Consider the following 24,592-nt stretch of genomic DNA (forward strand, 5'->3'; position numbering starts at 1 on the left):
TCGATAAACCTTGTAAACTACTCGCCTACCCGCTGCGCGGAATGACCGTGCCCAGCATGCCGCCCAGCTGGTTGTCCATCTGCTTGAGTAGCTTGATAGCGTGCAGGGTTTCCATCAGGTCAGCTTCGTTCATGGGCTGGCGCAGGGCGTCGAGGCGGGTGGCCAGTTCGCGCTGCACGGTGCATTTGTTGAGGCGCAGCACAGCGTTGTCGCAGGCTTGCTGAAGCAAGTCAATTTCGCGGGGCACGTAAATTTGGTGGGTGGTCCAGTTGGGGCTCAGCTCGTACTTTTCAGTAGCTAAGTCACTCACCAGTTGGCGAATATCGCCGCGACCGTGCTGAATGAGGGTGCGTACGTCGGGCCAGCGACCCTGCTCCATCTCGGTACGGCACAGGTGCAGCAAATCGGCGTAGATCGGCGTGAGGAACACGTTTTCTTCCAGCTGCCCAAACAGGTATTGGGCCACGCTTACCTCATTGGCCAACTGCTGCGGCGCATACAGCAGAATCAGGCGCACAATTTCCCGCTCGCAGGCTTGCAGCACGTCGGGCACGGGCTCCAGCTCCTCGGCCGGGCCTCCATCCAGCGTCTGGGGGGCAAATGCGTCGGGCGGGGCGCCGTACATGGCTGCCTCGGCTTCCTCCTCCAGCGAGAGTGGGCGAAAGCTAGTCGGTGCCGACTGGTTTCGGGGTGCCGAGGAAGTAGCCGGCGCCGCAGTTGCCGCGCCCGCACCTTGGGGGCCATTTTTGCCCACCGCGCCTTTCACCAGCTTGTTGTACTCCGTGATAAGCACCTGCTCATCAATGCCAAACGTGCCTGAGGTCTGCTGCAAGAACACCTGCCGCTTAATCGGGTCGGGCACTTTGGCAATGCTCTGGAGCACGTCGCGGATGGCTTCGGCTTTCTTCACCGGGTCCTGGGCAGCTTCGCGGGCTACGAGATCGGTTTTGAAGCTGATGAAGTCCTTGCTGTGGTTTTCGAGGTGCTCGCGGAAGCGCTGGTCGCCTACTTTGCGGATGTAGCTGTCGGGGTCGTCGCCGTCGGGGAAGAGCACCACGCGCACGTTCAGGCCGCCTTCCAGAATCAGGTCGATGCCGCGTAAGGACGCCCGGATGCCGGCCGCGTCGCCGTCGTAGAGCACCGTTACGTTATCGGTGTAGCGGGCAATAAGGCGTATCTGGCTCTCGGTGAGCGAGGTACCCGATGAGGCCACCACGTTCTTGATGCCGCCCTGGTGCAGACTGAGCACATCAAGGTAGCCTTCCACCAGATAGCACGTTTCCTCGGCCCGAATAGCCTGCCGCGCCTGGTACATGCCGTACAGCACATCCGACTTATGGTAAATATCCGACTCGGGCGAGTTTAAATACTTGGCCGTCTTGTCGTTGGCCTTGAGCGTGCGCGCTCCGAAGCCAATGGTGCGGCCCGCTACATTATGAATCGGGAACATGACGCGGCCCCGAAACCGGTCGTAGCGCCGGCCGGTGTCCTGGCCCTGCTCGCCCTCTTTTTTGACGGCGAGGCCCGTTTTTTCCAGATACTTCCGCTCAAAGCCGGCTTTTTCGGCCGCTTTCAGCAAGTCGTCCCACAAATCAAGGGAGTAGCCCAGCTCGAAGGTCTGAATGGTCTGCTGGTTCAGGCCACGCTGGCGCAAATAGCTCAGCCCGATGCTCTGGCCCTCCTCCGACTCCAGCAGGAGCTTATGGTAGTGGTCTTTGGCCCAGTTGGAAATGATGTATTGGGAGTCTTTTTCGTTCTGAACAAGCTGCTGCTCCGGTGTTTTCTCTTCCTCCTGAATCTCAATCCCATACTTTTTCGCCAGATACTTGAGGGCCTCCACGTAGCTGCTGCCCTCAATATCCATGATGAACTGCACCACGCCGCCGGCCTTGCCGCAGCCGAAGCACTTGTAGAGCCCCTTGGCCGGCGCCACCGAAAACGAGGGCGACTTTTCGTTATGAAACGGACAGCAGGCCCACATATTCTGGCCCTTGCGCTTAAGGCTCACAAAGTCGCCGACCACCTCCACGATGTCGGCTATATGCAGAATTTGATCAATCGTTTCTTTGGGAATGCGAGCCATGAAGGCAAAGATACTACTGCTCCGTTCCGGAAGTAATACGCTGCGCCGGCTTGGGCTCTCACCCGGCAATCATAGCTGCCGCCAGCCGCCGTTTCACCCTTGGCCAGAGTCTGTTAAGTATAGATTTGCCCCCCAGAAAGTTTGCTTACTTTTAAAGGAGCTTTGGAGGTTAAAGCGTCTTTACTATATCTATATGTTCAGAAGGGTATTTATCGGTTTATTGCTGCTCGTGTTCACAGGACTGGTGCCAACCAGCTGCTTTTTCAAGTGTGACTTACCCGACTACGCTCTCTTGCGAGAGTTTAGTTTTGATTTATCAGAGCCCAATCCGAACATGCCGCCCTTTAATGTACCAGCACTTACGAGTGGGGCGCGCACAGCCGCGCCAGAGTTATTTGCCAGCATGTGGTTGCGCTATGATTACGTAGCTGTCGCGCCCATGAGGCCTCTATTTACGCAGCAGGCATTAGCCTTCTCTTGCGTGGAAGACTACGGCAGCAAAGGCGTGAAAGATCCGATAATAGACGTTACGCTCACCAGTACTGGCCTTTTCAATGGCATAGCCGCCGGGCAGTCGCTCAACCAGTTTGCGCGCTGCCGCAACCACCGCAACGTGCGTGACACGCTTGAATTTTCAGTGGTGCAACTCCCTGATTCAATTAACAGGTGGAAGGGCGATGATTTAAGTGGCCCCGTCAGCCTGCGCATCAGTCCCAAGCCCCGCGACAACGCTCAGCAGCAATTCGAGCTGCGCATCCGTCTGGAAAGCGGCAAGGAAGTGGTGCAGACTACGCCGGCAATAATCTGGGAGTAACTGGATGGGGGCTTTTTTGGCGACCAATTGCAACTCGCGCGGCTTGGTTTGCTGGCAGCCCTCGTGCGCCGGGCCAAACCTCAGCGGTACTTCAATCAATATCCGCTTGCCTAAACTCAAGCCAGGATTTCCGGGTTATCTTTACATCCTGAATCCTGAACTTATGGCTATTACCCAAGAAGACGTACTGCGTGCCCTCAGCTACGTGGAAGAGCCCGATCTAGGCAAAGACCTGGTGACGCTCAACATGATTGAGGACGTGCGCATCGACGGCCTGAACGTCTCGTTCTCCGTCATTCTCACTACTCCCGCCTGCCCGCTTAAAGAGCTGATTCACAACGCCTGCGTGCGCGCCATCCATACCATGGTCGACAAAAACGCGGTGGTAAATGTGAACCTCACTTCCCGCGTGACGACCGCGCGGGCGGCCAACTCGGCTATTCTGAGCGGGGTAAAAAATATCATCGCCATTGCCTCGGGCAAAGGTGGCGTGGGCAAAAGCACCGTAACCGCCAACCTGGCTATTGCCCTGGCCCGCACCGGCGCCAAAGTAGGCCTGATCGACGCCGATATTTCCGGCCCGAGCATGCCCACTATGTTTGGCGTGGAGGATCATCGCCCCCACGTATTCCAGACGCCGGAAGGCAAAAACCTTATTCTGCCCATTGAGAAGTTCGGCGTCAAGCTGATGAGCATTGGTTTTTTGGCCCCCAGTGATAACGCTATTGTGTGGCGCGGCCCTATGGCTTCGTCGGCGCTCAAGCAGTTTATCTCGGAGGTCGATTGGGGTGAGTTAGATTACTTGCTCATCGATATGCCCCCCGGAACCTCCGACATTCACCTGACGCTGGTTCAAACCGTGCCCGTGACAGGCGCCCTCATCGTGACCACGCCCCAGAAAGTAGCGCTGGCCGATGCGCAGAAGGGCTTGCAGATGTTCCGCCAGCCCCAGATCAACGTGCCGGTGCTGGGCGTGATTGAGAACATGGCGTGGTTTACGCCCGCCGAGCTGCCCGACAGCAAGTACTTCATCTTCGGCGAAGGTGGGGGGCAAAAATTGGCTGAAAAGCACGAAGTACCCCTGTTGGGCCAGATTCCGCTGGTGCAGAGCATCCGCGAAACCGGCGACCAGGGCACGCCTGCTATTACCCAGGAAGGCACGCCCGCCGCAGCTGTATTTGAGCAGGTAGCCGAAGAAGTTGCCCGCCAGATTTCTATCCGCAACGCCGTGACGCCCCGCACGCAGGTTGTCGAAATGAACCGCTAAGGCAGGCAGTTCGGCCGTTTTCTCTCCTAACTCAGGCTACGGCCGAACTTCCCAACTCCGTCTTTGGTTGGTTCTTAACCAGCTAAAAACCTTACTTTTGTTCCGCTGATTTCTCGTTGCTGGATTATTCGTAATCAGCGAAATCATAGAAATCAGCGTTAATTTGCGATTCATGACACATTCTGTTGCCGTCGAAGAACATCCGCTCCTCTCCCGCATCGAGCAGGCCCTGGACACTATTCGTCCCTACCTGGCCGCCGACGGAGGCAACGTGCGCGTGCTCAACATCACCGACGATATGGTGCTCCAACTGGAGCTGCTCGGCGCCTGCGGTACCTGCCCCATGTCGCCGATGACGCTGAAAGCCGGCGTGGAAGAATCGGTGAAGAAAGCGGTACCCGAGATTCGGTCGGTGGAAGCGACCAACGCCACACCGATGGAAGAGCAGCCCGCCGGCCAAACCGGTCACCCTTTGCCCCCACCCCCGTCCCTACGCCGCAGTTTTAGGTTTTACTGCTTGTACTAAACACGCCCCGCTCCTGCCGATTTCGGCGGAAGCGGGGCGTAGTGGTTTGGGGGATTTGGGAAGGTTATGTTTAAGACTTTGTGCTAAATCAAATCAAGGAAAAGTCAGAGAATAATGTCAATTTTTTTAATCTATTAATAGTACTTTTCAATTCCTAAATAGTCAATTAGGTCAAAAAACACTTCATTGAATACTAAACCCAATACGCCGCTTAGTCCTATACTTACTAGAAGTAATCGCGAAAAATATTTAGTCTTTGCATTATTACTCGATTTGACCACAGTGTAAATTCCAAAAGGAATAAAAATCATACAAATAGGAAGTCTAAATGCAGGACTCAACCCCCAAGCTCTTCCTTCTATAACGTAGGACAATGAGATAAATCCGAATATCACGACTGTAATCAGGAGTCCGAACACAATTTCCCTCATTGCAATTTCTTTATCCATAATAAGCTTAAAAGTGTCAATTAAAGCCATTAGTGAGATTATCAGCCCCCGAGTAAAAAAGGCAGAATTATTATTCCCATTTTTATTTATTTTCAGTTAAAAATCTCATATTTATCGATGGTCTTTAATTTCTATTGACAATACTGGCGCGAGCTTGTAGCTCGTTCCTAACTTCAAAGTGGAAGTTATACCTCCACTACCGCAACAGCGGCAAACGTTGACCGTGCCGCTTAGAGAAATTCGTGCGGCGTGGTCGTTCTAGCGGGGAAGGCGCAGACTCCCAACATGACTGGTCACGAGTTACACTACGTTAAACTCGCCCCAGTTGGGAGGTTATAGCAGAAAGCCATTTTCTACTGGATAAGGCGCAGGTATATTTTCTTCATCCAACATTTCCCGCAGATCAATTTCTATAGTGCGGGCAATGGAAGAAATAGGCACATCATTATACGCCGCCTCAAACGGGTTTTCCGAGTAGTCGCCTATTCTGTCCACCAGAAAATACAACCAAATGATGACCGTGGAAAAAGGAATGGTAAGCCAGTAATGTAAAGCGCGTGATTGCTCAAATATGTCAAGCAGCCCGAAAGGGATAAGCGCACAAAAAATATACATAATCCATAGCCCGGTGGAGGCATACTGCCGGGGGAAAGGAAAATTTTTAATGCGCTCCGTCATCCCCTGCGCGTCATACAGACTGCCTATGAGGGTATGGAGCCACACATGCTTGTAATCGGATAATTGCCCGCTGTGAAATAAACGCTCGATTTCGCGGCTTTGGTTTTTCAAAATCTGGCTGGGAATGTTCGTGTACTTTTTGAGCTGGCTAAATTCCTCGGCCGATAAATAGGGCGCTATCTCAGGCTCCATTCCATCCTGGCACTCCTTTCTGAAGTTTGGCGTAAAATCCAGCTTTTCAATAGCCTCATTGTGCTCCCAGGTTCTTCCTTTTCGCATATTATGCTTGAGAGCCAGCAGCCAGGCCAAGTGACGATGGATGGTTGTTTTCTTCCATTCATTGCTTATCTCTTGCCCCGGCATGGTCAGGATGGCCGTCGCGAACGTGCGGCTGTCATTGATAATTTTCCCCCATATTTTTCTCGCCTCCCAGGTTCGATCGTAGGAACTGTTGTTTTTAAAGCTCAGGAAAAAGGCCACCGCAATGCCAATGACCGAAATGGGCTGCCAAGGCAAGGCAAAGGGAATATGCGTGGTTTCATACACAATAATTATCGCTGCGGAATAAAGCAACCCATACAGCAGCGATTTTCGCGACCACCGAATTGTCATCCACAGACTGTAATAGCGTTTTATGTACATCCTTTATCAATTTTGGCTTAAGCTAACGCTTGTTAAAATTCCTCCACTGGCGCGAGTTTGTAGCTCGTGACTCGCCTTGAGGTGGAGGTTGTACCTCCACTGCCGCAGCAGCGGCAAACCGAAACTGCTCCGCCTGGAAAAGTCCGGGCGGCGTGGTAGTTCTGGCGCGGCAGCCTCCCGGCATGGCTGGTCACGAGTTACGCGGTGCTAACCTCACGGCAGTTGAAGTCTTTATTTTGAGTAGTGTGATAAAATATCCTTTCTATCTTAGGAGAGGTTGCTTCGTTAAGTTTTATTACAGCAACAAGAGGGTCTCCAATAATCAACTCTTTAAAGTTAAAAAAATAAATTTCTTGTCTCGCACCTCCTTTATATCCTTCCAAGGAATAAGTATTGGGTCATGAAACAAATGAAATAAAAAGATGGGTTTTAGGTAAATGCCCTCACTGTTATACTTTAGTAGAAGTGAATTATTATAATTAGCGCTATTTATCGAAGCGGAAATCAATCCTATCCGCTTGCCAACAAATTCATCATTTGCTTTATAGTGTAAGACAAGATCACTCCAACCGAATTTGGAAATAATACAGGTAACAAATATCCATATGCTAATAAAAAATAGAGGAAAAAGGTAAATTATATTTTCCATTGACTTTCCTTATTGTTAGTCTGGTGTTAAATTCAATCAACATCTATATTTCCGCTAAAGAGAATAAACGGAGTAGCGGATGTCATACTTACAATGGCATGATAGAAACTGGTAATCCTTCCAAAACCTTAGCGGTATTTAACAGTAGGAGGTGTAGCCCAAGGTAGCCGGTTTCACTGGCTTCACCTAAACTTCAGTTCAGGTTGCACGCCCTTCAGCGAGTGGCTCTACCTTTGCCCCTCCTCCTACCAAGCATCCGCTCCATGGCCAACCCCAACGACCCCACCCTCCGCTCCTGGATTGATATTCCGCCCACCAGTGATTTCCCGATTCAGAATCTGCCGTTTGGCGTGTTTGAAACGCCGGAGCGAGGTACGCGCCTGGGTGTAGCCATCGGCGAGTATGTGCTGGATTTGTACGCAGTTTGTCAGTATGGCTTTTTTGAAGATCTGGACTTGGGGCCGGCTCAGCCGAAGGTGTTTCGGCGGCGGTCGTTGAACGCGTTCATTGCCATGGGGCGGCCTACTTGGCGGGCTGTGCGCCAGCGCGTAAGTGAATTGCTGCGCCACGACAATCCGGCTCTGCGCGAGGAAGAAGCGATGCGGGCCTGTCTGCTACGGCAGAGCGAGGTGGAAATGCTGCGCCCCGTGAAGCCCAACAACTACACCGATTTCTACTCCAGTATTGAGCACGCGACCAACGTGGGCACCATGTTCCGCGACCCGAATAATGCCTTGCTGCCCAACTGGCGCCACATTCCGATTGGTTATCATGGGCGTGCCAGCAGTATTGTGGTGTCGGGTACGCCGATTCGTCGGCCTAATGGGCAGCGCAAAGCTCCCGATGCGGAGGCACCTACTTTTGGGCCCTCGCAGCAGCTCGACTTTGAGCTGGAGGTAGCCTTTGTAAGTGGGCGCTCTACGGAGTTAGGCTCCCCGGTGCCGATACAGTACGCCGAAGAGCATATTTTTGGCTTGGTGCTGTTCAACGACTGGAGCGCCCGCGATATTCAGGCGTGGGAATACGTACCGCTGGGGCCATTTCTGGGCAAAAGCTTCGGCAGCAGCATTTCGCCCTGGGTCGTGACGCTGGATGCGCTCGAGCCCTTCCGCACGGCTGGCCCAGTGCAGGAGCCGGAGCCGCTGCTGTATCTGCGCCAGCTGGATGCGCACAACTTTGACATTAATCTGGAAGTAGCCATTCAGCCCGAAAATGCCCCCCAGACGGTGGTGAGCCAAACCAACTTCCGGCATATGTACTGGAGCATGGCCCAGCAGCTCACCCACCAGACGAGCAACGGCTGCAACCTGCAAGTAGGCGACCTCTACGCCAGCGGTACCATCAGCGGCTCTACGCCCGACTCGCTGGGCTCGATGCTGGAACTGGCCTGGAAGGGCACTCGCCCGGTGCCGTTGGCCGATGGATCTGAGCGCAAGTTTCTGCTGGATGGCGACACGGTAACGATGCGTGGCTTCGCAGAGAAAGACGGCGTGCGCGTGGGTTTTGGGGAAGTAAGCGGGAGGATTTTACCAGCAATCATTTGATTCTACGGTTAGATACCGCCACTTGGGTTACTTAGATTCTTTGGCCCAGTAAAACCCCGTTGCGGGCTGCCGTAGCGGGGTTTTGCGTTGCCGGCCAGCTATCTGGCTTCATTAAACAAAACCGAATTTGCGCTTAGCGAAGCCAGCGTGCGCAACTTTAGTCGGCGAGGTCAGTACTATCTACTGCCGACATAGGACTTTTCAGCAAGCACAATTCCTGAAAAAACCCTGGCGGTCCAGCGCCCCATTTACCACTCTCCAAAACCACCAACGTATGCTAGCTATGGAATACCGGGGCCCTAAAAGGGTCCGTGCCGTTCAAAAACCAATGCCCGAAATCAAGCATCCACAGGATGCGATTGTGCGGGTAACCCGTACCTGTATCTGTGGGTCGGACCTGCACTTATACAACGGCAACGTACCCGACACCCGTGTGGGTTCGACCTTCGGGCACGAGTTTGTAGGGATAGTGGAGGAAGTTGGCCCCGATGTAACTAAGATTAAGGTGGGCGACCAAGTACTGGTACCCTTTAATATTGCTTGCGGCGAATGTCACTTCTGCAAGCAGAACATGTTTGGCAACTGCCACGAATCGAATACCATGGCAACGGCCGTGGGGGCCATTTTTGGCTACTCGCATACGGCTGGCGGCTTTGATGGCGGCCAGGCAGAATATGCTCGCGTACCTTATGCCAACGTAGGCCCAACGGTTATTCCGGCCGGCATGGACCCGGATGATGCTGTGCTGCTCACGGACGTAGTGCCCACCGGCTACCAAGCAGCCGAAATGGCGGGTATTCAGCAAGGCGATACAGTACTGGTATTTGGTGCTGGCCCGGTTGGTATTATGGCGGCCCGCTGTGCGTGGCTGTTTGGCGCCGGCCGTGTTATTGTGCTCGATAATGTTGACTACCGCTTAGAATTCGTGCGTGATTATGCCCCTTGCGAGGTGTATAACTTCGATGAGATCGGCGACCCGGTGCTGTTTATCAAGAAAATAACCGACTGGATGGGTGCCGACTGCGTGATTGACGCCGTCGGGGCCGAAGCATCCGGCGACCCTATGCAGACCATTACGGGTCGTAAAGGATTGCTTCAGGCTGGTTCGGCCACGGCGCTGCACTGGGCTATCAACTCCGCGAAGAAAGGCGGCGTTGTGTCGGTTGTGGGCGTGTACGGCCCCACCGATAACCTGGTGCCCATCGGGAATATGATGAACAAAGGCCTCACCATGCGGGGCAACCAGACCTCAGTGAAGCGCCTGCTGCCGCGCCTGATTGATCATGTGATGAACGGCACGCTCAACCCAAAAGCAATTATTACCCACCGCATTCCGCTGGAGGAAGTAGCCGACGGCTACCGTATGTTCTCCGCGAAGCTGGATAATTGCATCAAGACTGTTATGATTCCCCCATCCGCTAACAAGTAAAGCCGACTGATCATGGAAAATACGATAAAGGATTACAAGCAGATTAAAGGCTGGGGTGTAGATGCGGACCCAAAGAACGACCCTACCTACCCCATGCGAAATCGGATGAACGTGTCGCAGGACCCTGACAGCCACTCGCACCCCACGCCGATGCAGCATGATGATACGGAGGTGCTGAAGTCGAATGAGCGGCCCCGCGTAACGACCGTTTATGGAACTACCGTGCCGCCCGGTGGGCTGAGCGGCATGATCCGGCGCTTCGCCTTCAACTACAGCGAAAATGAATATCGCCACTGGCTGCCCCTGCTGGTTGCCGACCGCGTAAACGTGGTGGAAGGCATCCTGGAAGACTTCTCTAAGGGCACAATCCCGAATATTTTTGCCGAAAAAGGCTATGCCGTGGAGTGGAAGTACAACCGCACCGCCTTCGTGACCAAGATGGCTGCCATTGCGGCGGTTACGGCGGGTGTGGTGATTTTCCTGAGTTCCGATTCCAAGAAGAACAAGGGCTCACGCAAGATCAAGGGGTATAAGAAAGGCTACCGCGGTTATTCTGAAACGCACGCGTTGTAGAATTCCAAGTTGCTAAAAAAGCCCCCAGAGCAGTTCTGGGGGCTTTTTTATGGAGTTACCTAACCTGAGTTAAAGCATTATTACTTCTTTCCGGCAATAATTTCTTCTACGATGCCGGGGTCGAGCAAGGTGGTGGTGTCGCCGAGGTTGCTGATTTCGCCCTCCGCCACTTTGCGCAGAATGCGGCGCATGATTTTGCCGGAGCGCGTTTTGGGCAAGCCCGACACAATCTGAATCTTGTCGGGCTTAGCAATTTTACCGATTTCGGCCACCACGGTTTCAATAATGCTGGCTTCTACATGCGACAGTTGGTTGGGCTTCACGGGCTCGCCGCAAATAACGAAGGCATAGATGCCCTGCCCTTTTACATCGTGCGGGTACCCCACAACCGCCGACTCTACCACATAGGCGTTTTCGTTGATGGCATTCTCGATTTCGGCCGTACCAAAGCGGTGGCCCGATACGTTGATCACGTCATCGACGCGGCCGATGATGCGGTACAGTCCGTCCTTATCGCGGCGGGCGCCGTCGCCGGTGAAGTAGTAGCCGGGGTAAGCGCCAAAATAGGTTTGGCGGCAGCGCTCATGGTCGCCGTAGGTGGTGCGAATCATGCCCGGCCACGGATACTTAATGGCCAAATAGCCCTCCTCTTCGTTGCCTTCAATTTCCTTTCCTTCCTGGGTTAGCAGCACGGGCTGCACGCCGGGCAAGGGCTGGCCGGCGTGGGCCGGTTTGAGTGGAGAAATGCTCCCCAGCGCCGAAATCATGATGCCGCCGGTTTCGGTTTGCCACCATGTATCCACAATGGGACAGCGCTCCTTGCCCACGTGGGTATGGTACCAATCCCAGGCTTCCACGTTGATGGGCTCGCCCACGGTGCCCAGAATGCGGAGAGAATCGAGGGAGTAGCTGAGCACGTTATCAAGGGGCGTGGCCATCAGCGACCGGATGGCGGTTGGGGCCGTGTAGAAGATATTCACGCCGTGCTTGTCAATTACTTCCCAGAAGCGGCCCGCGCTAGGATAAGTTGGTACGCCCTCAAACATAAGCGTGCTGGCGCCACTCAAGAGCGGGCCATAGAGCAGGTAGCTGTGTCCGGTGACCCAGCCAATATCAGCGGTGCACCAGTATATGTCGTTTTCCTGCACCTGAAACACATTGCGAAACGTGTAGTCAGCCCACACCATATAGCCGGCTTGGGTATGCACCACGCCTTTGGGCTTGCCGGTGCTGCCGGAGGTATAGAGGATAAAAAGCATGTCCTCGGCGTCCATTTCCTCGGCCGGGCAGGACTTTTCTGCTTCCAATGCTTCCTCGTGGTACCACACATCACGGCCTTCTTCCATGTGCACGGGCCAGCCCAGGTGCTCAACCACAATCACGCGGCGCACGCTGGGGCAGGTTTCGAGCGCCTCGTCTACCACGCGCTTCACCGGAATCTGGCGGGCGCCGCGGTTGAGGCCATCGGACGTGAGCACGGTGGTAGCCTGAGCGTCGTTCACGCGGTCGGCAATGGCGGTGGCGGAAAAGCCAGCAAATACCACCGAGTGCACCGCCCCAATGCGGGCGCAGGCCAGCACGGCAATAGCCAGCTGCGGAATCATGGGCATATAAATACATACCCGGTCGCCTTTTTCCACCCCGTTATTGTGCAGCACGTTGGCAAATCTGCATACTTCCTGGTGCAGCTCGCGGTAGGTGTACCGAATCTGGCGAGTTTTGGGGTCGTTGGGCTCCCATATCAGCGCCAGCTTGTTGCCGCGCGTGGCTAGGTGGCGGTCGAGGCAGTTTTCGGTGATGTTGAGCTTGGCGCCGCTAAACCATTCATTGTGTCCCCCTACTAGGTCGGCTTTGACCACCGTATCCCACTTGCGGCGCCAGGTGAAGGGCTCGGCCACGTCTGCCCAGAATTGCTCGGGGTTCTCGACGCTGCGTTTGTAGGCGTCGGTATATTCTTCGAAGGTGCGGATGCGCGAATGTTGAGTGGGCATAGTAGGGAGAGTGTTATTTGGTTGGAAGTATTGTTCTAGTAGGGCTTACATTGCTTCATTTTTTTCAAAAGCCACACCTATCCCCCGCCGCTCCAGCCCGGCCCGAATCTCGTCCAGGATAAGAGGGTCGTCGATGGTGGAAGGTACGGTGAACTGGTCGCCGTCGGCAAGCTGACGCATGGTTTTACGCAGGATTTTGCCCGACCGGGTTTTCGGCAGACGCTTTACTACGAGCACCTGCCGGAAGCAGGCAACCGCACCAATCTGCGAGCGAATTACTTGTACCAATTCCTGCTCCAGGGCATCCTCCGCAATGGATTGGCCATCTTTCAGCACAACCAAGCCGATGGGCCGCTGGCCCCGCAGCTCGTCGGCAATGCCTAGCACGGCGCATTCGGCCACGGCCGGATGGGCGGCCAATAGCTCTTCCATCTCGCCGGTGCTGAGGCGGTGGCCGGCCACATTCATCACGTCATCTACCCGGCCCATAATGAAAAGGTAGCCTTCCGCATCGCGGAAGCCCCCATCGCCGCTGAGGTAGTAGCCTGGAAACGTCGTCAGGTAAGATTTGCGGAACCGCTCATCATCCTGCCAGAGCGTGGGCAGGCAGCCGGGAGGCAATGGCAGGCGCACTGCGACCAGCCCGGTAGTGCCAGCGGGCACCTCGTGGCCGGCCTCGTCCAGAATCTGCACATCGTAGCCCGGCACTGGGTGGCCGGCGCTCCCGGCGCGTGCGGGGGCATTTCCGTCAGGCCAACTAACGTAGCCAGCATCGGCCACCCCGATTCGGTTTGCCACCAATGGTCAATCACGGGTACGCCCAACGTGTGCGCGGCCCATTCATACGTAGCGGGGTCGCAGCGCTCTCCGGCCAGGAAAAGGTAGCGCAGGCGGCTCAGGTCGTACTGTTTAGCCCAATTGCCCTCCGGATCTTCTTTTTTGATGGCCCGAATGGCGGTTGGGGCTGTGAACAACACACTGGCGCCGTATTCAGCAGCTATACGCCAAAAGGTGCCGGCATCGGGCGTGCGAACGGGTTTTCCTTCAAACAGAATTGTAGTGCAGCCATGCAGCAATGGGCCATACACGATGTAGCTGTGGCCCACGGCCCAGCCAATGTCGGAGCCGGTAAACATAGTTTCGCCGGGGGCCAGGCCGTAAATCGCGCTCATGCTGTACTTGAGGGCCACGGCGTGGCCTCCGTTGTCGCGCACTACGCCTTTGGGTTTGCCGGTGGTGCCGGAGGTATACAGGATGTAAAGCGGGTCGGTGGCGTGCACGGGCACGCAAGCCTGAGGTTTGGCCGTGAGCAGCTCCTGGTAATCAAGGTCGCGGCCAGATTGCATGTCGGCTTGCACGAAGGAGCGCTGGAGCACCACCGTATAATCGGGCTTGTGAGTGGCCAGCGCAATAGCCTCGTCGAGCAGAGGTTTGTAGGGAATAATCTTGTCAATCTCGATTCCGCCCGAGGCCGACACGATAACTTTTGGCTGGGCATGATCGATGCGTATGGCCAGCTCGTGGGGGCAAATCCGCCAAAAACCACGGAGTGCACTGCCCCCAGACGGGCGCAGGCCAGCATAGCGACTACCGCTTCCGGTACATTGGGCATATAAATAATGACCCGATCTCCTTTGCCCACGCCCAGATCGCGCAGCCCGCCGGCGAAGCGCGCCGTAAGCTCCAGCAGCTGCTCATACGTGTAGCGCCGCTTGGTTTGGGTCACCGGCGAGTCATAAAGCAACGCCACCTGCTGCCCGCGCCCTGTTTCAACATGATGATCGAGGGCGAGGTAGCAGGTGTTGAGCATGCCGCCCTTAAACCACCGGTAGAAGCCGTTTTCGTCCTGCGACAGGATTTCCTGGGGTTCATCGAACCATGTCAGTTGCCGGGCCTGCGCGGCCCAGAAGGCGGCGGGGTCGGCGAGGCTGGCCGCGTGGGCAGCAGCGTAAGCAGACGGTTGGGGGCATTTTTCATGGGAGTGAGTTATTACTCTTCCGATTGAGTGGGATTAACTTACTAACCAGAACGTCATGCAGAGCGGAGCGAAGCATCTCGCGTGTTTATCAGGATTAGTACTCAGACATCAGCACGCGAGATGCTTCGCTCCGCTCTGCATGACGTTCTGGTGTTATATGCTGCTGCATGACATTTCTTTTACACCTATTTTCCTACTCAGCGGCGGCGGTAGCTACCATTTCCTGCACTTTGCTTACCAGTTGGCGCGTGCTGAAGGGCTTGGGAATATAGAGGTCAGCGCCGGCTTCGTAGCCTTTTTGCACGTCGGCCTCCTTGCTTTTGGCGCTCAGGAAAATCACTTTCGTGCCTTGGCGATCGGGGTGGGCGCGCACGTGGCGGCACACTTGGTAGCCATCCACATCGGGCATCATAATATCCAGCAGAATAATGTCGAAAGCCGTTTGGTTGATGGCTTCCAGAGCCTCCGTGCCATTGCGGGCGATGCTGACGTGGTAGCCGTTTTTGCGCATCAGAAACTCCAACGACATCACGATATTAGGTTCATCATCAACGATTAAGATTCGGGGCTGTTTCATATAGAAAAGACAGATCGGGAGCGGAAATCGAGGTAAAAGCGGAGGCTGGCCGCACCGTGGGCTTATGTAGTTTGCGGTTACTTAATCTTAGGTTTGGGTGCCGGTGGGGGTTGGCTGCGGCGCATTGCTACCCGCCGAAACCGGCAGCTCAATAGAGAAGCGGGCACCCTGGTCGGGCCGGCTTTCCACCCAGATCCGGCCGGCGTGCAGCTCCACAATTTTCTTGGTTATGGCCAGGCCTAGGCCCGAGCCTTCGGGCTTGCGGGTAGTCTGGTTTTTGGCCTGAAAAAACTTATCGAAAATCAGCTCGTGATAGGCCGGATCGATGCCCTTGCCGTTGTCGAGCACGCTGATGCGCAAGGCTTCGCCCACGACTTCCGTAAGCACGCTAATTTGCCCCCCACCATCGGCGCGGCACGATTTGATGGCGTTGGACAGCAGATTGACCAACACCTGCATCAGCCGGTCGCGGTCGCCAGAAAGCAGCGGCAGATTCGGCGGCACCACCACATCGAGCCGGATGTGCTTGTCGCGCATCAGCTGGCCCACCGACTCGATGGCGTCGTTGATAATCTCGGCCACATCCACGGGGCCGTAGTCCAGCGTGGCCTTGCCCGATTCGTACTTTTCCAGGTCCAGCACCAGCGTAATCAGGCGGCTCAGGCGCTCCGACTCGCGGGTGATAGTGTGCAGGAACCGCAGGCGTTCTTCCTCCTCAATTTCCGGGTTATCACTCAGGATTTCCGACAAAGCCCGAATGCTGGTGAGCGGCGTGCGCAGCTCGTGCGTGACCGTATACAGAAACTCATCCTTGCGCATGTCCAGCTCCTGAAGCTGGGAGTAGGCGTCGCGCAGGTCGTCGGTGAGGCGCTGCAACTGGCGCGACTGTTTCTGAAGCTGGCGGTTGGCTTCCATTACCTGCTGTGACTCCTTCAGAATGCCCACCACATTATCGAAGCTGATTTCCTCCACCCCCACCGCCGACGACAGCAGCAGCCGCGCCGAGGCCGGGCCGATACTACCGGCCAGCAGCTTTTCGGCATAGGCTACCAAGCGCGGATCGGCTTGGGGGGCAATTGTGTCAGCCAATTGGTTGTCGGCATCGGGGAAGCGCTCGGAGAAGGCGTGCAGGGCCTGGGCGGTTCGTTTTTTTCCCAGAAAGCCGGTGAGCAAAGCCCGCAGATCGGGCAGCGGAGCCGCCGAGCTGGGCCAGCCGCTGGGGCCTTCAAATACGGTGCGGTAGCGGAAAACGTCCACGAATACATCGGCCTGGCGCTCTTCCAAGGCCGTGGGCCGGCCCGCCAACGAAACCCCTACGTAGAGGCCCACATTGAAAAACCAGCTCCAGAAGAGTCCGTGCGAGAGATAATCCAGGTCAGTGAGGCCGAACAAGGCGAAAGGCCGGAGCCAGCTTTGCCCGAACAAGCCCTCGGTCAGCAGGCTCTCGGGCAGCAGCCCCGGCCCTACCATCGTGGGCATGACAAGGGTGAAAAACCACACAAGAAAGCCCCCAGAATGCCCGCCGTCGCGCCCTGATGGGTGCCGCCTTTCCAGTACAGGCTTCCCAGCACCACGGGCAGAAACTGCGCTACCGCCGCAAACGACACCAGCCCAATATTCACCAGCGGCAGCAAATGGCCCACAAAAATATAGTAGCCATAGGCCAGCAGCAGCACCAGTATCACGGCCAGCCGCCGGCTTTGCAGCGCCACCTGACTCAGGTAAGCAAACCAATGCGTACGCACCTCGGAGCGGGCGGCGGGCACGCGCACCAGCAATGGCATGAGCAGGTTGTTGCTCATCATCACGCTCAGGGCGATGGTCTCGACGATAATCATGCTGCTGGCCGCCGATAAGCCCCCCAGGTAGGTGAACATGGCCAGCCAGCGCTGGCCCGCGTTCAGGGGCAAGGCCAGCACAAACGTATCGGCGTCGAGGCCGCGGCCGCCGTAGAGCAGTACGCCGCCGAACGCAATGGGCAGCACAAACAGGTTGATAACGATGAGGTAGAGCGGAAACAGCCACATGGCTTTGCGCAAATGGTCCTCATTCACGTTTTCGACCACCGACACCTGAAACTGCCGGGGCAGCAGCAGTATGGCCGACACGCTGAGCATGAGTAGCGTGAGCCACTGCGTAGCGCTGGTGCCCGCCCCGCCCAGCGTAAACAAGCGGCTCAGGGCCGGCTCGGCGGCCGCTTTCTCAAACACGTCGCCGAAGCCATCAAACAGCCCGAACGTGACGAATATTCCCACGCCTAGAAAGGCGATGAGCTTCACCAAACTCTCCACGGCCACGGCCAGCACCATGCCTTCGTGGCGCTCGGTGGCTTCCACCGAGCGGACCCCAAAAATGATGGTAAAAAAGGCCAGCGCTACCGTGGTGTACAGGGCGGAGCTGGTCGCCTCCCCGCCCGCAGCTACAATGGAGGTTGCCGCCGCTCCCCGAGTCATGATATTAAACGAGGCGGCTATAGCCTTGATTTGCAGAGAGATGTAAGGAATGATTCCCAGCACGCACACCACCGTGACGAGGGCACCCAAGGAAGCGCTTTTGCCATAGCGGGCCGATATAAAATCGGCGATGGACGTGAGGCGCTGCAAGCGGCAGATGCGAATGATTTTGCGCAGCACCAGCCACCAGGCCGGAGCCAATAATGTGGGACCCAGGTAGATAACTACAAACTCCAGCCCGTGGCTGGCAGCGTGGCCCACGCTGCCGTAGTACGTCCAGGCGGTGCAATACACGGCCATGCTCAGGGCGTACACGTAGGGGTTGCTCACCAGCGAACGGCGTTCTGCCGAACGGCGCTCGGCCGCGTAGGCCACGCCGAAAAGCAAAGCCAGGTAGCCGAAAGAAAAGCCGATGATGAGCAGTTGGTTCATTTAACCGTTATCAATTAATAGTTAACAGCTGTACTGGAAGCAGGAATAAGGGAATTGGTGTAAAGCCTGAGTAAGGCGCAGCCAGCTTGTCAAGGCAACCCAACAACGCGCTCATTCGCGAGCATCCCAGTGTTAAATGCTGAATGTTACTTGTTAATTGTTCTCACCAGCCAGCCCGTGAGCATCACCAGTACCACCCAGGCCAGCAGCACATAGAGGTAGAGCACCGGAATGCCCCCACCCGACCATTATGATCGAAAACGGCCAGCAACGGGTAATTGAGCAGCACCGCAAACAGCAAACCTAGAAACAGCAGACGCTGCCCGCGGCGGTGTTCGGCCTGCTCTTGGGGCGACATGGAAGCCATAAACGACCAGAAACATTTGAAGTGAAACCCTGTAAATGCAGCCCTACTCGACAGGCAAAAGGATGCGGGTAGAATGTACGCATTCGCTGATAAATGCCCCCCAGACACTAGTTAGGTCTGCTCACCCAACCTAAAAAGTCCGCCGTGCCACTGGCCCGACGGACTTTTACACGTTAACAGCGCTGGGCGTCCTGTTATCGAATTCTTAGTGCGTGCTGCCGGAGCCTTCCTCCATGAGGCGCACGTTGCGCACGTCTTTCATCAGCGCCTGCCCGATAACCCAGCAGATCAGGGCAATGCTGACCGGATAAATCAGGCCGGCAAAGCTGCTGTATTCTTTCCATATAGTGCCCTCGGGCTTGGTAGCGGCCCACAGGGTAAGCGCCGTAGCAATGAAAGGCACAAAGCCACCAAACACGCCATTACCAATGTGATAAGGTAAGGAAAGCGACGTGTAGCGCACTTTGGTAGGGAACAGCTCTACCAGGTAAGCCGCAATCGGACCGTAGGCCATTGTCACAAACAGGACGAGGCAGAAGGTCAGGGCAGTCATGGCCATCAGGTTGGGATTCAGCGACTTCATCACGGCAGGTACGGCTTTACCGGTGGCATCTACGGTAGCGGCAGTCACTTCTGTTAGCGGGCCGGCGAAGGCTTTAAGGCCGTAGAAAATGGGGATGGTAAATAGTGCCCCGCACAGCAGCCCCATCATGATGATTTTCTTGCGGCCGATGCGGTCCGATAAGCTGCCAAAATACACGAAGAACGGAGTAGCCAGCAGCAGGGCCGCGCACAGTACAATACTGGCGTCGATGAGGTCAAGCTTCAGCACGTTCTGCATGAAGGAATAGGCATAAAACTGGCCAGTGTACCATACAACGCCTTGGCCCATTGTAGCGCCAAACAGCGAAATAAGCACCAAACGGCGGTTTACAGGGTTCACGAACGACTCGCGCAATGGGCTCTTACTGGTTTTGCCTTCAGCCTTCGCTTTGGCAAAAAGAGGCGACTCGTGCAGTTTACGGCGGATATAGTAGGAAGCAATTACCAGGGCACCGGAGAGGAGAAATGGGATGCGCCAGCCCCACTCCTTGAAGGCTTCCTCGCCCAGGCTCTTACGGGTAATAATAATGACCAGAATGCTCAAAAACAGACCAGCGGTAGCCGTAATCTGGATGAAGGAAGTGAAGTAACCCCGACGGTTATCTGGCGAATGTTCAGCCACATAGGTAGTTGCACCGCCATATTCGCCCCCCAGGGCCAAACCTTGCAGCAAGCGCAGCAGCGTTACGATAATAGGCGCGGCAATACCAATTTTGTCATAGCTCGGAATGAGGCCGGTGATGAACGTGGCACCACCCATGATCAGCAGCGTAAGCAAAAAGGTGTACTTGCGGCCAATCATATCACCGATGCGACCGAAGAACACTGCTCCGAAAGGCCGCACGATGAAGCCCGCTCCAAAGACGGCCAGCGTACCCAGAATGGTGTCCTCGATCTTGCCCGTAGTGCCAAACAGCACCGGCCCGATGATAGCCGCCAGAGAGCCGAAGATGTAGAAGTCGTACCACTCGATGACGGTACCAACGGAGGAGGCCGTAATAACCTGCCAGATTTTACTTTCCGATACGGCGTTATTATCGTGCTCTACAGGCGCATCCGCGACAGCGCCGTAGCCGGGATTAACAGTATTTTCCATGCTGATTGGGGGGTTATGTTGTGGAGTATAGGGAAGTATCGATGGAGTTTGGAGGGAATCCGCACGCTGTCAAAGCGGCCGGCTGCACCAGCGTATTAAAGGGATACTTGGGTTTGGAGCGTGATTTCGGGCCGATAGTTCAGGTTGTTGATGTTCGTGAAGTCGGGCCGGGCGCGGTAGTTGAGCGTGAATTTGGCGTTGTGTCCGTCGATGTAGAAATTGGCCCCCGCATCGAAAATATTGACGTTTCTGGTTTCACCGTTGGAGCGGCGTAGCCCTTCGTAGTTGGCCAGCAAGTGGGAAGCGTATGGCTGCACGCGCAGCTTCGGCCCCAGCAGATTTGTGGGCAGCAGATAGCCGGCCTGGAGGTAGCCTACATTGCCGGTACCGGAGTGGGGCACGGCATTGCCACGGCGAACATCGGTGCCGTAGCCGGGGTTGGAAGCTCCGATAAACCGCACGTGGTTGGGGCCCATATTATAGTTGTAATAAACCCCATAGAGCGTAAAGGCGGTACCGGTTTCCTTGTTGATGGGCGTATCAAAAAACACATCGGCCGAGAACAGCGCGATGTCGCTTTTGGTCGTTTGAATGTTGTTGGGATCGGCAATCTGGGAGCCATTTACGATGCTGCTCGTGGGCCGCGACACCATGCCGTCGTTGTTGTAGAAGAAGCCTGCCCCAATGTTGAATACCCGCTTGGTTCCCAGGTAAGTGCCCACGTTGAAGGGCAGAAGGTTGGCCTCCTGATCCAGGAATTCGTAGCTGAAATAGCCTTGGTAGACGTGGTCGGTGCCCTGCGGATTATACTGGGCGGTATTGGTACCCGTATTTACGGCGGTCGCGCCCGTGCCTACTGTAGTACCCAAGCCCAACGGGGTACTTAGCGCCCCCGTCTGATTCGTAAGGAACGACTCGTTCACGCTTAGCACGTAATCCAGCTTGCCAATCCGGCCCTTGCCGTACACCCCGATACCGCGCACAAACTGGTCGATGGCTTCGATGGTAGGCCAGTTGGTGAGCGGCGCGTCCAGCGTGAGGTAATTGATGGTACTGGAGCGCGTCATGCGTGAAAGCCCGTTCTGGTAGTGCATACCGGCCCCCAGATTCAGGTATTTGTTCACCTTGTACTCCACTACCGCCTCGTGCACAAAAAGCTGCGGCTTTTTGGCGTCGGTAGCCGGGGCCACGCCGCCACTCACGGCTGTTTGGTTATTGATACCGATGTGGGTGTAAACCAAAAACCGCGGATTCAGCTGCGACAGCACGATAAAGCGGGAGCGGCGAAGGGCAAAATCAATCTGGTCGCTCTGGGGCTTGTTGGGCGCGCGCAAGGTGCCGGTATTATTCTCCGTGTAGCGCGTCCAGACCTGGTGCCAGGTGATAAAACGCAGATACTTAGAGCCATCGGGCGATAAGGGCACTTTCATACCCGCCCCGTATGGCACAGACTCCGTGGCCGTGGGCGTAGGTGGAGCGGGGGCCGGCGCTGCTGGCGGCGGGGCGGGTTGTCCGCCAACGGGTGGGGGCTGTACCTGGGCTGAAGCTCCAGCGGCAGACAATAAGGCACTGATGGCCAACGCGTAACGGGCGGTTCGCATAGGGTCTTGGATGGGTAAGAAGTGTGGGAACATCTACCCGAAACCAGAGCGATTCTCCGGTTCGGCCCAACCAAGTAGGAAAATCCTCGCAGCGAAAGCACACCCTTGCTATACTTCCGCTAAGTGCTATAGCTCTATACCCCTTTAAACCGTTCCCAACGAATCATCATGTACTTATCGCCTAGCTCCGTGACTACCAGCCCTGCTCCTTTCAGCTGCTGCGGGTCCTGAAAAAACTCCGCCAGCTCCTTCTGATTCAGTATTTTATACGTAGGGTGGTAGTCAGTCTGGCGAGGGGCTTTTACGCCGTATTTTTTCACCCAGTTCATCACGCTCACGTGGCTTACGCCCAGCAGGCGCTCGATTTCGCGGTAGCTAACTCCCTCCACGTACAATTGAAGCGCCTTGATTACATAGTAGGAATTGATTTCCCGCCCAACCTTCGCTACCGAGAAGTGGTAGCCACAATTCTTGCACTTATAACGCTGCCTGCCGCCCACAACCCCACTTTTTGTAGCCTCTGTGGTATCGCATTTGGGGCAGGATGGCTTTGTCATAGGGGGCTTTTCTCAGGCAGAAAAAGTATAAGCTATATCTATTTAGTAAAGATATATCAGATTAGCTAATTACATAGTAAACCAATCTATTTATAACTGTCTGCCAGCAGTCTACAAGTTTCTCATAACCAGCGCAACACATAAGAATACCTGCCTCGACTCACGAGCTTAACAACGCCGCCAAAACCGCATCTACTGCTAAGCTCAGGCGGCGCAGATCGAGCCGATCAAGGGTATCGGTGGGCTCGTGGTAGTGCTTGTTGCGGTAGAAAGCGGTGTCAGTAACCAGCACGGCAGAATAGCCAAACTGCCAGTAGTTGAGATGGTCGGAAAAGTCGATACCGGGCAGCAAGGCGGGCGCTTTGAAACGCTTGACAGGCAAAGCAGCCACTTGCCGACAATGCCGGGCAAACTGCCGCCCGAAGCGTCCATTCCCGAATTTCTGGGCCACGGTCAGGTAGTTGCCGCGGGTACCATACACTAAGCTCAGCAAGCTGACGGGGTAATCCTGCGTGTTTTTGTGGTCGTCGTAGTAGCCGAGCGTTTCGAGTGCCACCATGCCGCGCACGGGGATCTTCTGGTCATACAGAGATTTGGCGTGGATGTAGCTGCCCATGTTTTTGGTCCGGAAAAAGGGCGGCTCTTCCAGGGTATACGCCACCAGATCAATGCGATACTTCATATCCTGCTGTTGCCTCAGCAACCGCGCCAGCTCCAGCAAGGCAGCCACGCCCGAACCATTATCGTCGGCGCCGGGCTGCTCGCCGCACACGTCGTAGTGGGCACCCACGATGAGGCGGGGCCCGTTCTCGGGGCCGAAGGAGGCAATGATATTGCGGTAGATTTGCCCCCCAATCTCGTAAGGCTGGTCGCTGAGGCGGGCACCTGCGGCGGTTAGCTCCCGCTCGATGTAGCTCGCGGCCTGATTCAAGGAAGCAAGATGCAGGTAGTTGCGGGGCTCAGGCGTATTAACCAAGGCCTGTATATGCTGCCGCAAACGGGCGGTGTCGGCGGTGGCTGGAGCAGCCGTTGCGTATGCCGAAAGGTTGCTAAGCAGGGCAATTAGAAAGAATAATCGGAAATGCATAAACTGCGCAAGTATTAGCTAAACTCTATAAGTCGTGAAGTTATCTATTAGCCGAGCTGCCTTACAGCGTATAGGTATAATTCTGGCAGTCATGCTGTGTCTGCACACAGAAGTCAGTGAGCCGATATTAATGATGTTACAATTATTTAGCATACCATTTTTGCTCTTTGTATACTTTATGATCCCAGTGTTCTGGGTATCACATTTATCCGTGATGACACGTAGTATCATCCGTTCAGTGGCAGTTGCGGCCCTTCTCAGTTTCCTTATAATGATACCGATTTGGAGTTGGCAAGATCACCTAACCCATCGCCGCGCTGACACCATTATTCAACAGGTTAATATCTACCAAAAGAAGCACGGCCGCTATCCTGGGGCACTGGAGCAACTGGTGCCGCGACAGTTGAAAAAGGTTCCATCCACACCCATGGGATTATTGAAGGGAAGGCCCTTTGTTTATACTACTTACTACCTCCAGCCCGACTCAACTGACGCTTTAGCTGTTCAGAATTACTCACTCCGGTACTATGCGGGCATCATGGTAGAAGCTAGCTATGATAGCAGAAGCCGTGAGTGGCACTATGATGATTAGTCTGCCTAATATGTGGGAGGCCTTACATTCGGCATGAATCCTCCGCTTGCAGGTATTCCGCAGGAACCGCCTCCGTCAGCCAAACACCATTCGCCGAGAGGTAAAAAAGCCCCCCAGCTCTATGTAGCCGGCTTGCTTGCACGGTAAGTACAACGGGTTTGCCATGTCGGCGTCCTACAGCTTCGGCTGTTACTGCATCGGCAGACAAATGAACGTGTTGCCGACTGCCGCTCCTTAGTCCGTCTTTTCGAATAGAAGCAAGAAAGCGTGTAGCCGTGCCATGGTAAAGCAGCTCGGGGGGCGTTATTGGCGTCAGGCCCAAATCAACGGCTACCGAATGGCCTTGATTGGCGCGTATCTTCGTGCCGTCGGCGGATAAGCTGAACCGTTGTTTGTCGTTGGTGGCTACTACTTCGTTTAGCTGTTCTGGCGTTACTTCGTGCCGCTGATTCTGTAGCGCGCGAAGCAGTTCGGCTACGCTCACCCAGCCTTGGGCGTCCAGCGCGAGCCCAAATTCCTCGGGCTTATGGCGCAGCACGTAGCTCAGGGTTTTGCTCAAGGCCTTATTCTGCATGAGGTAGTTTATGTTTGCTAGCTCGAAGCT

At 55.4% G+C, this 24,592-nt stretch carries 20 protein-coding genes and 1 pseudogene; 7 read left to right on the forward strand and 14 right to left on the reverse strand.

Annotated elements, in window-relative coordinates; translation table 11 throughout:
- Positions 1–25: 25 nt before the first annotated feature.
- Complete coding sequence (gene dnaG / locus H9L05_RS18540; protein ID WP_187732173.1) at positions 26–2,083, reverse strand: DNA primase; 2,058 nt, start codon at positions 2,081–2,083, stop codon at positions 26–28.
- A 193-nt stretch (positions 2,084–2,276) separates the two neighbouring features.
- Between dnaG and H9L05_RS18545 the strand changes: the two genes are divergently transcribed.
- The 3 genes from H9L05_RS18545 (at position 2,277) to H9L05_RS18555 (ending at position 4,690) form a co-directional block, all read left to right on the forward strand.
- Entirely contained in the window at positions 2,277–2,897 is a 621-nt protein-coding gene (locus tag H9L05_RS18545; protein WP_187732174.1) for a hypothetical protein, read from the forward strand.
- A 163-nt stretch (positions 2,898–3,060) separates the two neighbouring features.
- Positions 3,061–4,164, forward strand: coding sequence for an Mrp/NBP35 family ATP-binding protein (locus H9L05_RS18550; RefSeq protein WP_187732175.1), 1,104 nt, complete (start codon positions 3,061–3,063; stop codon positions 4,162–4,164).
- A 172-nt stretch (positions 4,165–4,336) separates the two neighbouring features.
- Positions 4,337–4,690 carry a NifU family protein gene (locus H9L05_RS18555; protein ID WP_187732176.1) on the forward strand — a complete coding sequence of 118 codons (354 nt, stop codon included), beginning with the start codon at positions 4,337–4,339 and terminating at the stop codon, positions 4,688–4,690.
- 782 nt (positions 4,691–5,472) lie between these two features.
- Here H9L05_RS18555 and H9L05_RS18560 read toward each other — a convergent pair.
- On the reverse strand, positions 5,473–6,459 hold the full coding sequence (locus H9L05_RS18560; protein ID WP_187732177.1) for a bestrophin family protein: 987 nt from the start codon (positions 6,457–6,459) through the stop codon (positions 5,473–5,475).
- A gap of 912 nt (positions 6,460–7,371) precedes the next feature.
- Here H9L05_RS18560 and fahA point away from each other — a divergent pair.
- From fahA to H9L05_RS18575, 3 genes are all read left to right on the forward strand, one after another.
- On the forward strand, positions 7,372–8,652 hold the full coding sequence (fahA, locus tag H9L05_RS18565; protein ID WP_187734337.1) for a fumarylacetoacetase: 1,281 nt from the start codon (positions 7,372–7,374) through the stop codon (positions 8,650–8,652).
- 274 nt (positions 8,653–8,926) lie between these two features.
- The gene (locus H9L05_RS18570) at positions 8,927–10,081 is read left to right on the forward strand and encodes a zinc-dependent alcohol dehydrogenase (protein WP_187732178.1); all 1,155 of its coding nucleotides are present in this window, start codon (positions 8,927–8,929) and stop codon (positions 10,079–10,081) included.
- 12 nt (positions 10,082–10,093) lie between these two features.
- Positions 10,094–10,654: a hypothetical protein gene (locus tag H9L05_RS18575; protein WP_223284561.1), complete on the forward strand. Its 561-nt coding sequence runs from the start codon at positions 10,094–10,096 to the stop codon at positions 10,652–10,654.
- 80 nt (positions 10,655–10,734) lie between these two features.
- On the opposite strand, the gene acs is transcribed toward H9L05_RS18575, so the two are convergent.
- From acs to H9L05_RS18625, 11 genes and pseudogenes are all read right to left on the reverse strand, one after another.
- Positions 10,735–12,645, reverse strand: coding sequence for an acetate--CoA ligase (gene acs, locus H9L05_RS18580; RefSeq protein ID WP_187732179.1), 1,911 nt, complete (start codon positions 12,643–12,645; stop codon positions 10,735–10,737).
- Between the two features lie 45 nt (positions 12,646–12,690).
- Positions 12,691–13,278, reverse strand: coding sequence for an AMP-binding enzyme (locus tag H9L05_RS25280; RefSeq protein WP_394368443.1), 588 nt, complete (start codon positions 13,276–13,278; stop codon positions 12,691–12,693).
- Positions 13,203–14,647, reverse strand: a pseudogene (locus H9L05_RS27015) (AMP-binding protein). The gene H9L05_RS25280 and the pseudogene H9L05_RS27015 overlap by 76 nt, the downstream one beginning before the upstream one ends.
- Before the next feature lie 169 nt (positions 14,648–14,816).
- On the reverse strand, positions 14,817–15,200 hold the full coding sequence (locus H9L05_RS18595; protein ID WP_187732180.1) for a response regulator transcription factor: 384 nt from the start codon (positions 15,198–15,200) through the stop codon (positions 14,817–14,819).
- Between the two features lie 87 nt (positions 15,201–15,287).
- On the reverse strand, positions 15,288–16,679 hold the full coding sequence (locus H9L05_RS26440; protein ID WP_317175012.1) for a sensor histidine kinase: 1,392 nt from the start codon (positions 16,677–16,679) through the stop codon (positions 15,288–15,290).
- Complete coding sequence (locus H9L05_RS26445; RefSeq protein WP_317175013.1) at positions 16,664–18,085, reverse strand: SLC5/6 family protein; 1,422 nt, start codon at positions 18,083–18,085, stop codon at positions 16,664–16,666. The genes H9L05_RS26440 and H9L05_RS26445 overlap by 16 nt, the downstream gene beginning before the upstream one ends.
- A gap of 184 nt (positions 18,086–18,269) precedes the next feature.
- Positions 18,270–18,452, reverse strand: coding sequence for a hypothetical protein (locus H9L05_RS18605; protein WP_187734363.1), 183 nt, complete (start codon positions 18,450–18,452; stop codon positions 18,270–18,272).
- Between the two features lie 205 nt (positions 18,453–18,657).
- Positions 18,658–20,151 (reverse strand): MFS transporter, encoded by a 1,494-nt coding sequence (locus tag H9L05_RS18610; protein WP_187732181.1) that lies wholly within the window; start codon positions 20,149–20,151, stop codon positions 18,658–18,660.
- 95 nt (positions 20,152–20,246) lie between these two features.
- Positions 20,247–21,752 (reverse strand): hypothetical protein, encoded by a 1,506-nt coding sequence (locus H9L05_RS18615; RefSeq protein WP_223284562.1) that lies wholly within the window; start codon positions 21,750–21,752, stop codon positions 20,247–20,249.
- A 134-nt stretch (positions 21,753–21,886) separates the two neighbouring features.
- A complete protein-coding gene (locus tag H9L05_RS18620) occupies positions 21,887–22,309 on the reverse strand; it encodes an IS1/IS1595 family N-terminal zinc-binding domain-containing protein (RefSeq protein WP_187311425.1) in 423 nt (140 codons plus the stop codon).
- A 160-nt stretch (positions 22,310–22,469) separates the two neighbouring features.
- Positions 22,470–23,396 (reverse strand): M28 family peptidase, encoded by a 927-nt coding sequence (locus H9L05_RS18625; protein WP_187732182.1) that lies wholly within the window; start codon positions 23,394–23,396, stop codon positions 22,470–22,472.
- 34 nt (positions 23,397–23,430) lie between these two features.
- Between H9L05_RS18625 and H9L05_RS18630 the strand changes: the two genes are divergently transcribed.
- On the forward strand, positions 23,431–23,988 hold the full coding sequence (locus tag H9L05_RS18630; RefSeq protein WP_187732183.1) for a hypothetical protein: 558 nt from the start codon (positions 23,431–23,433) through the stop codon (positions 23,986–23,988).
- Between the two features lie 22 nt (positions 23,989–24,010).
- Here the strand turns inward: H9L05_RS18630 and H9L05_RS18635 are convergent, their stop codons facing one another.
- The gene (locus H9L05_RS18635) at positions 24,011–24,562 is read right to left on the reverse strand and encodes an RNA 2'-phosphotransferase (RefSeq protein WP_187732184.1); all 552 of its coding nucleotides are present in this window, start codon (positions 24,560–24,562) and stop codon (positions 24,011–24,013) included.
- Between the last annotated feature and the right edge of the window lie 30 nt (positions 24,563–24,592).

The organism is Hymenobacter qilianensis (assembly GCF_014489555.1).
Classification (GTDB): domain Bacteria; phylum Bacteroidota; class Bacteroidia; order Cytophagales; family Hymenobacteraceae; genus Hymenobacter; species Hymenobacter qilianensis.

What these genes read in the sequence shown, in the direction of transcription:
- H9L05_RS18635 (WP_187732184.1), bottom strand. Translation starts at nt 24,562, where the DNA reads ATGCAGAATAAGGCCTTGAGCAAAACCCTGAGCTACGTGCTGCGCCAT.
- acs (WP_187732179.1), bottom strand. Translation starts at nt 12,645, where the DNA reads ATGCCCACTCAACATTCGCGCATCCGCACCTTCGAAGAATATACCGAC.
- fahA (WP_187734337.1), top strand. Translation starts at nt 7,372, where the DNA reads ATGGCCAACCCCAACGACCCCACCCTCCGCTCCTGGATTGATATTCCG.
- dnaG (WP_187732173.1), bottom strand. Translation starts at nt 2,083, where the DNA reads ATGGCTCGCATTCCCAAAGAAACGATTGATCAAATTCTGCATATAGCC.
- H9L05_RS18605 (WP_187734363.1), bottom strand. Translation starts at nt 18,452, where the DNA reads ATGGCTTCCATGTCGCCCCAAGAGCAGGCCGAACACCGCCGCGGGCAG.
- H9L05_RS26445 (WP_317175013.1), bottom strand. Translation starts at nt 18,085, where the DNA reads ATGAACCAACTGCTCATCATCGGCTTTTCTTTCGGCTACCTGGCTTTG.
- H9L05_RS18625 (WP_187732182.1), bottom strand. Translation starts at nt 23,396, where the DNA reads ATGCATTTCCGATTATTCTTTCTAATTGCCCTGCTTAGCAACCTTTCG.
- H9L05_RS18560 (WP_187732177.1), bottom strand. Translation starts at nt 6,459, where the DNA reads ATGTACATAAAACGCTATTACAGTCTGTGGATGACAATTCGGTGGTCG.
- H9L05_RS18615 (WP_223284562.1), bottom strand. Translation starts at nt 21,752, where the DNA reads ATGCGAACCGCCCGTTACGCGTTGGCCATCAGTGCCTTATTGTCTGCC.
- H9L05_RS18575 (WP_223284561.1), top strand. Translation starts at nt 10,094, where the DNA reads ATGGAAAATACGATAAAGGATTACAAGCAGATTAAAGGCTGGGGTGTA.
- H9L05_RS18550 (WP_187732175.1), top strand. Translation starts at nt 3,061, where the DNA reads ATGGCTATTACCCAAGAAGACGTACTGCGTGCCCTCAGCTACGTGGAA.
- H9L05_RS18595 (WP_187732180.1), bottom strand. Translation starts at nt 15,200, where the DNA reads ATGAAACAGCCCCGAATCTTAATCGTTGATGATGAACCTAATATCGTG.
- H9L05_RS18545 (WP_187732174.1), top strand. Translation starts at nt 2,277, where the DNA reads ATGTTCAGAAGGGTATTTATCGGTTTATTGCTGCTCGTGTTCACAGGA.
- H9L05_RS18610 (WP_187732181.1), bottom strand. Translation starts at nt 20,151, where the DNA reads ATGGAAAATACTGTTAATCCCGGCTACGGCGCTGTCGCGGATGCGCCT.
- H9L05_RS18570 (WP_187732178.1), top strand. Translation starts at nt 8,927, where the DNA reads ATGCTAGCTATGGAATACCGGGGCCCTAAAAGGGTCCGTGCCGTTCAA.
- H9L05_RS18620 (WP_187311425.1), bottom strand. Translation starts at nt 22,309, where the DNA reads ATGACAAAGCCATCCTGCCCCAAATGCGATACCACAGAGGCTACAAAA.
- H9L05_RS26440 (WP_317175012.1), bottom strand. Translation starts at nt 16,679, where the DNA reads ATGCCCACGATGGTAGGGCCGGGGCTGCTGCCCGAGAGCCTGCTGACC.
- H9L05_RS18555 (WP_187732176.1), top strand. Translation starts at nt 4,337, where the DNA reads ATGACACATTCTGTTGCCGTCGAAGAACATCCGCTCCTCTCCCGCATC.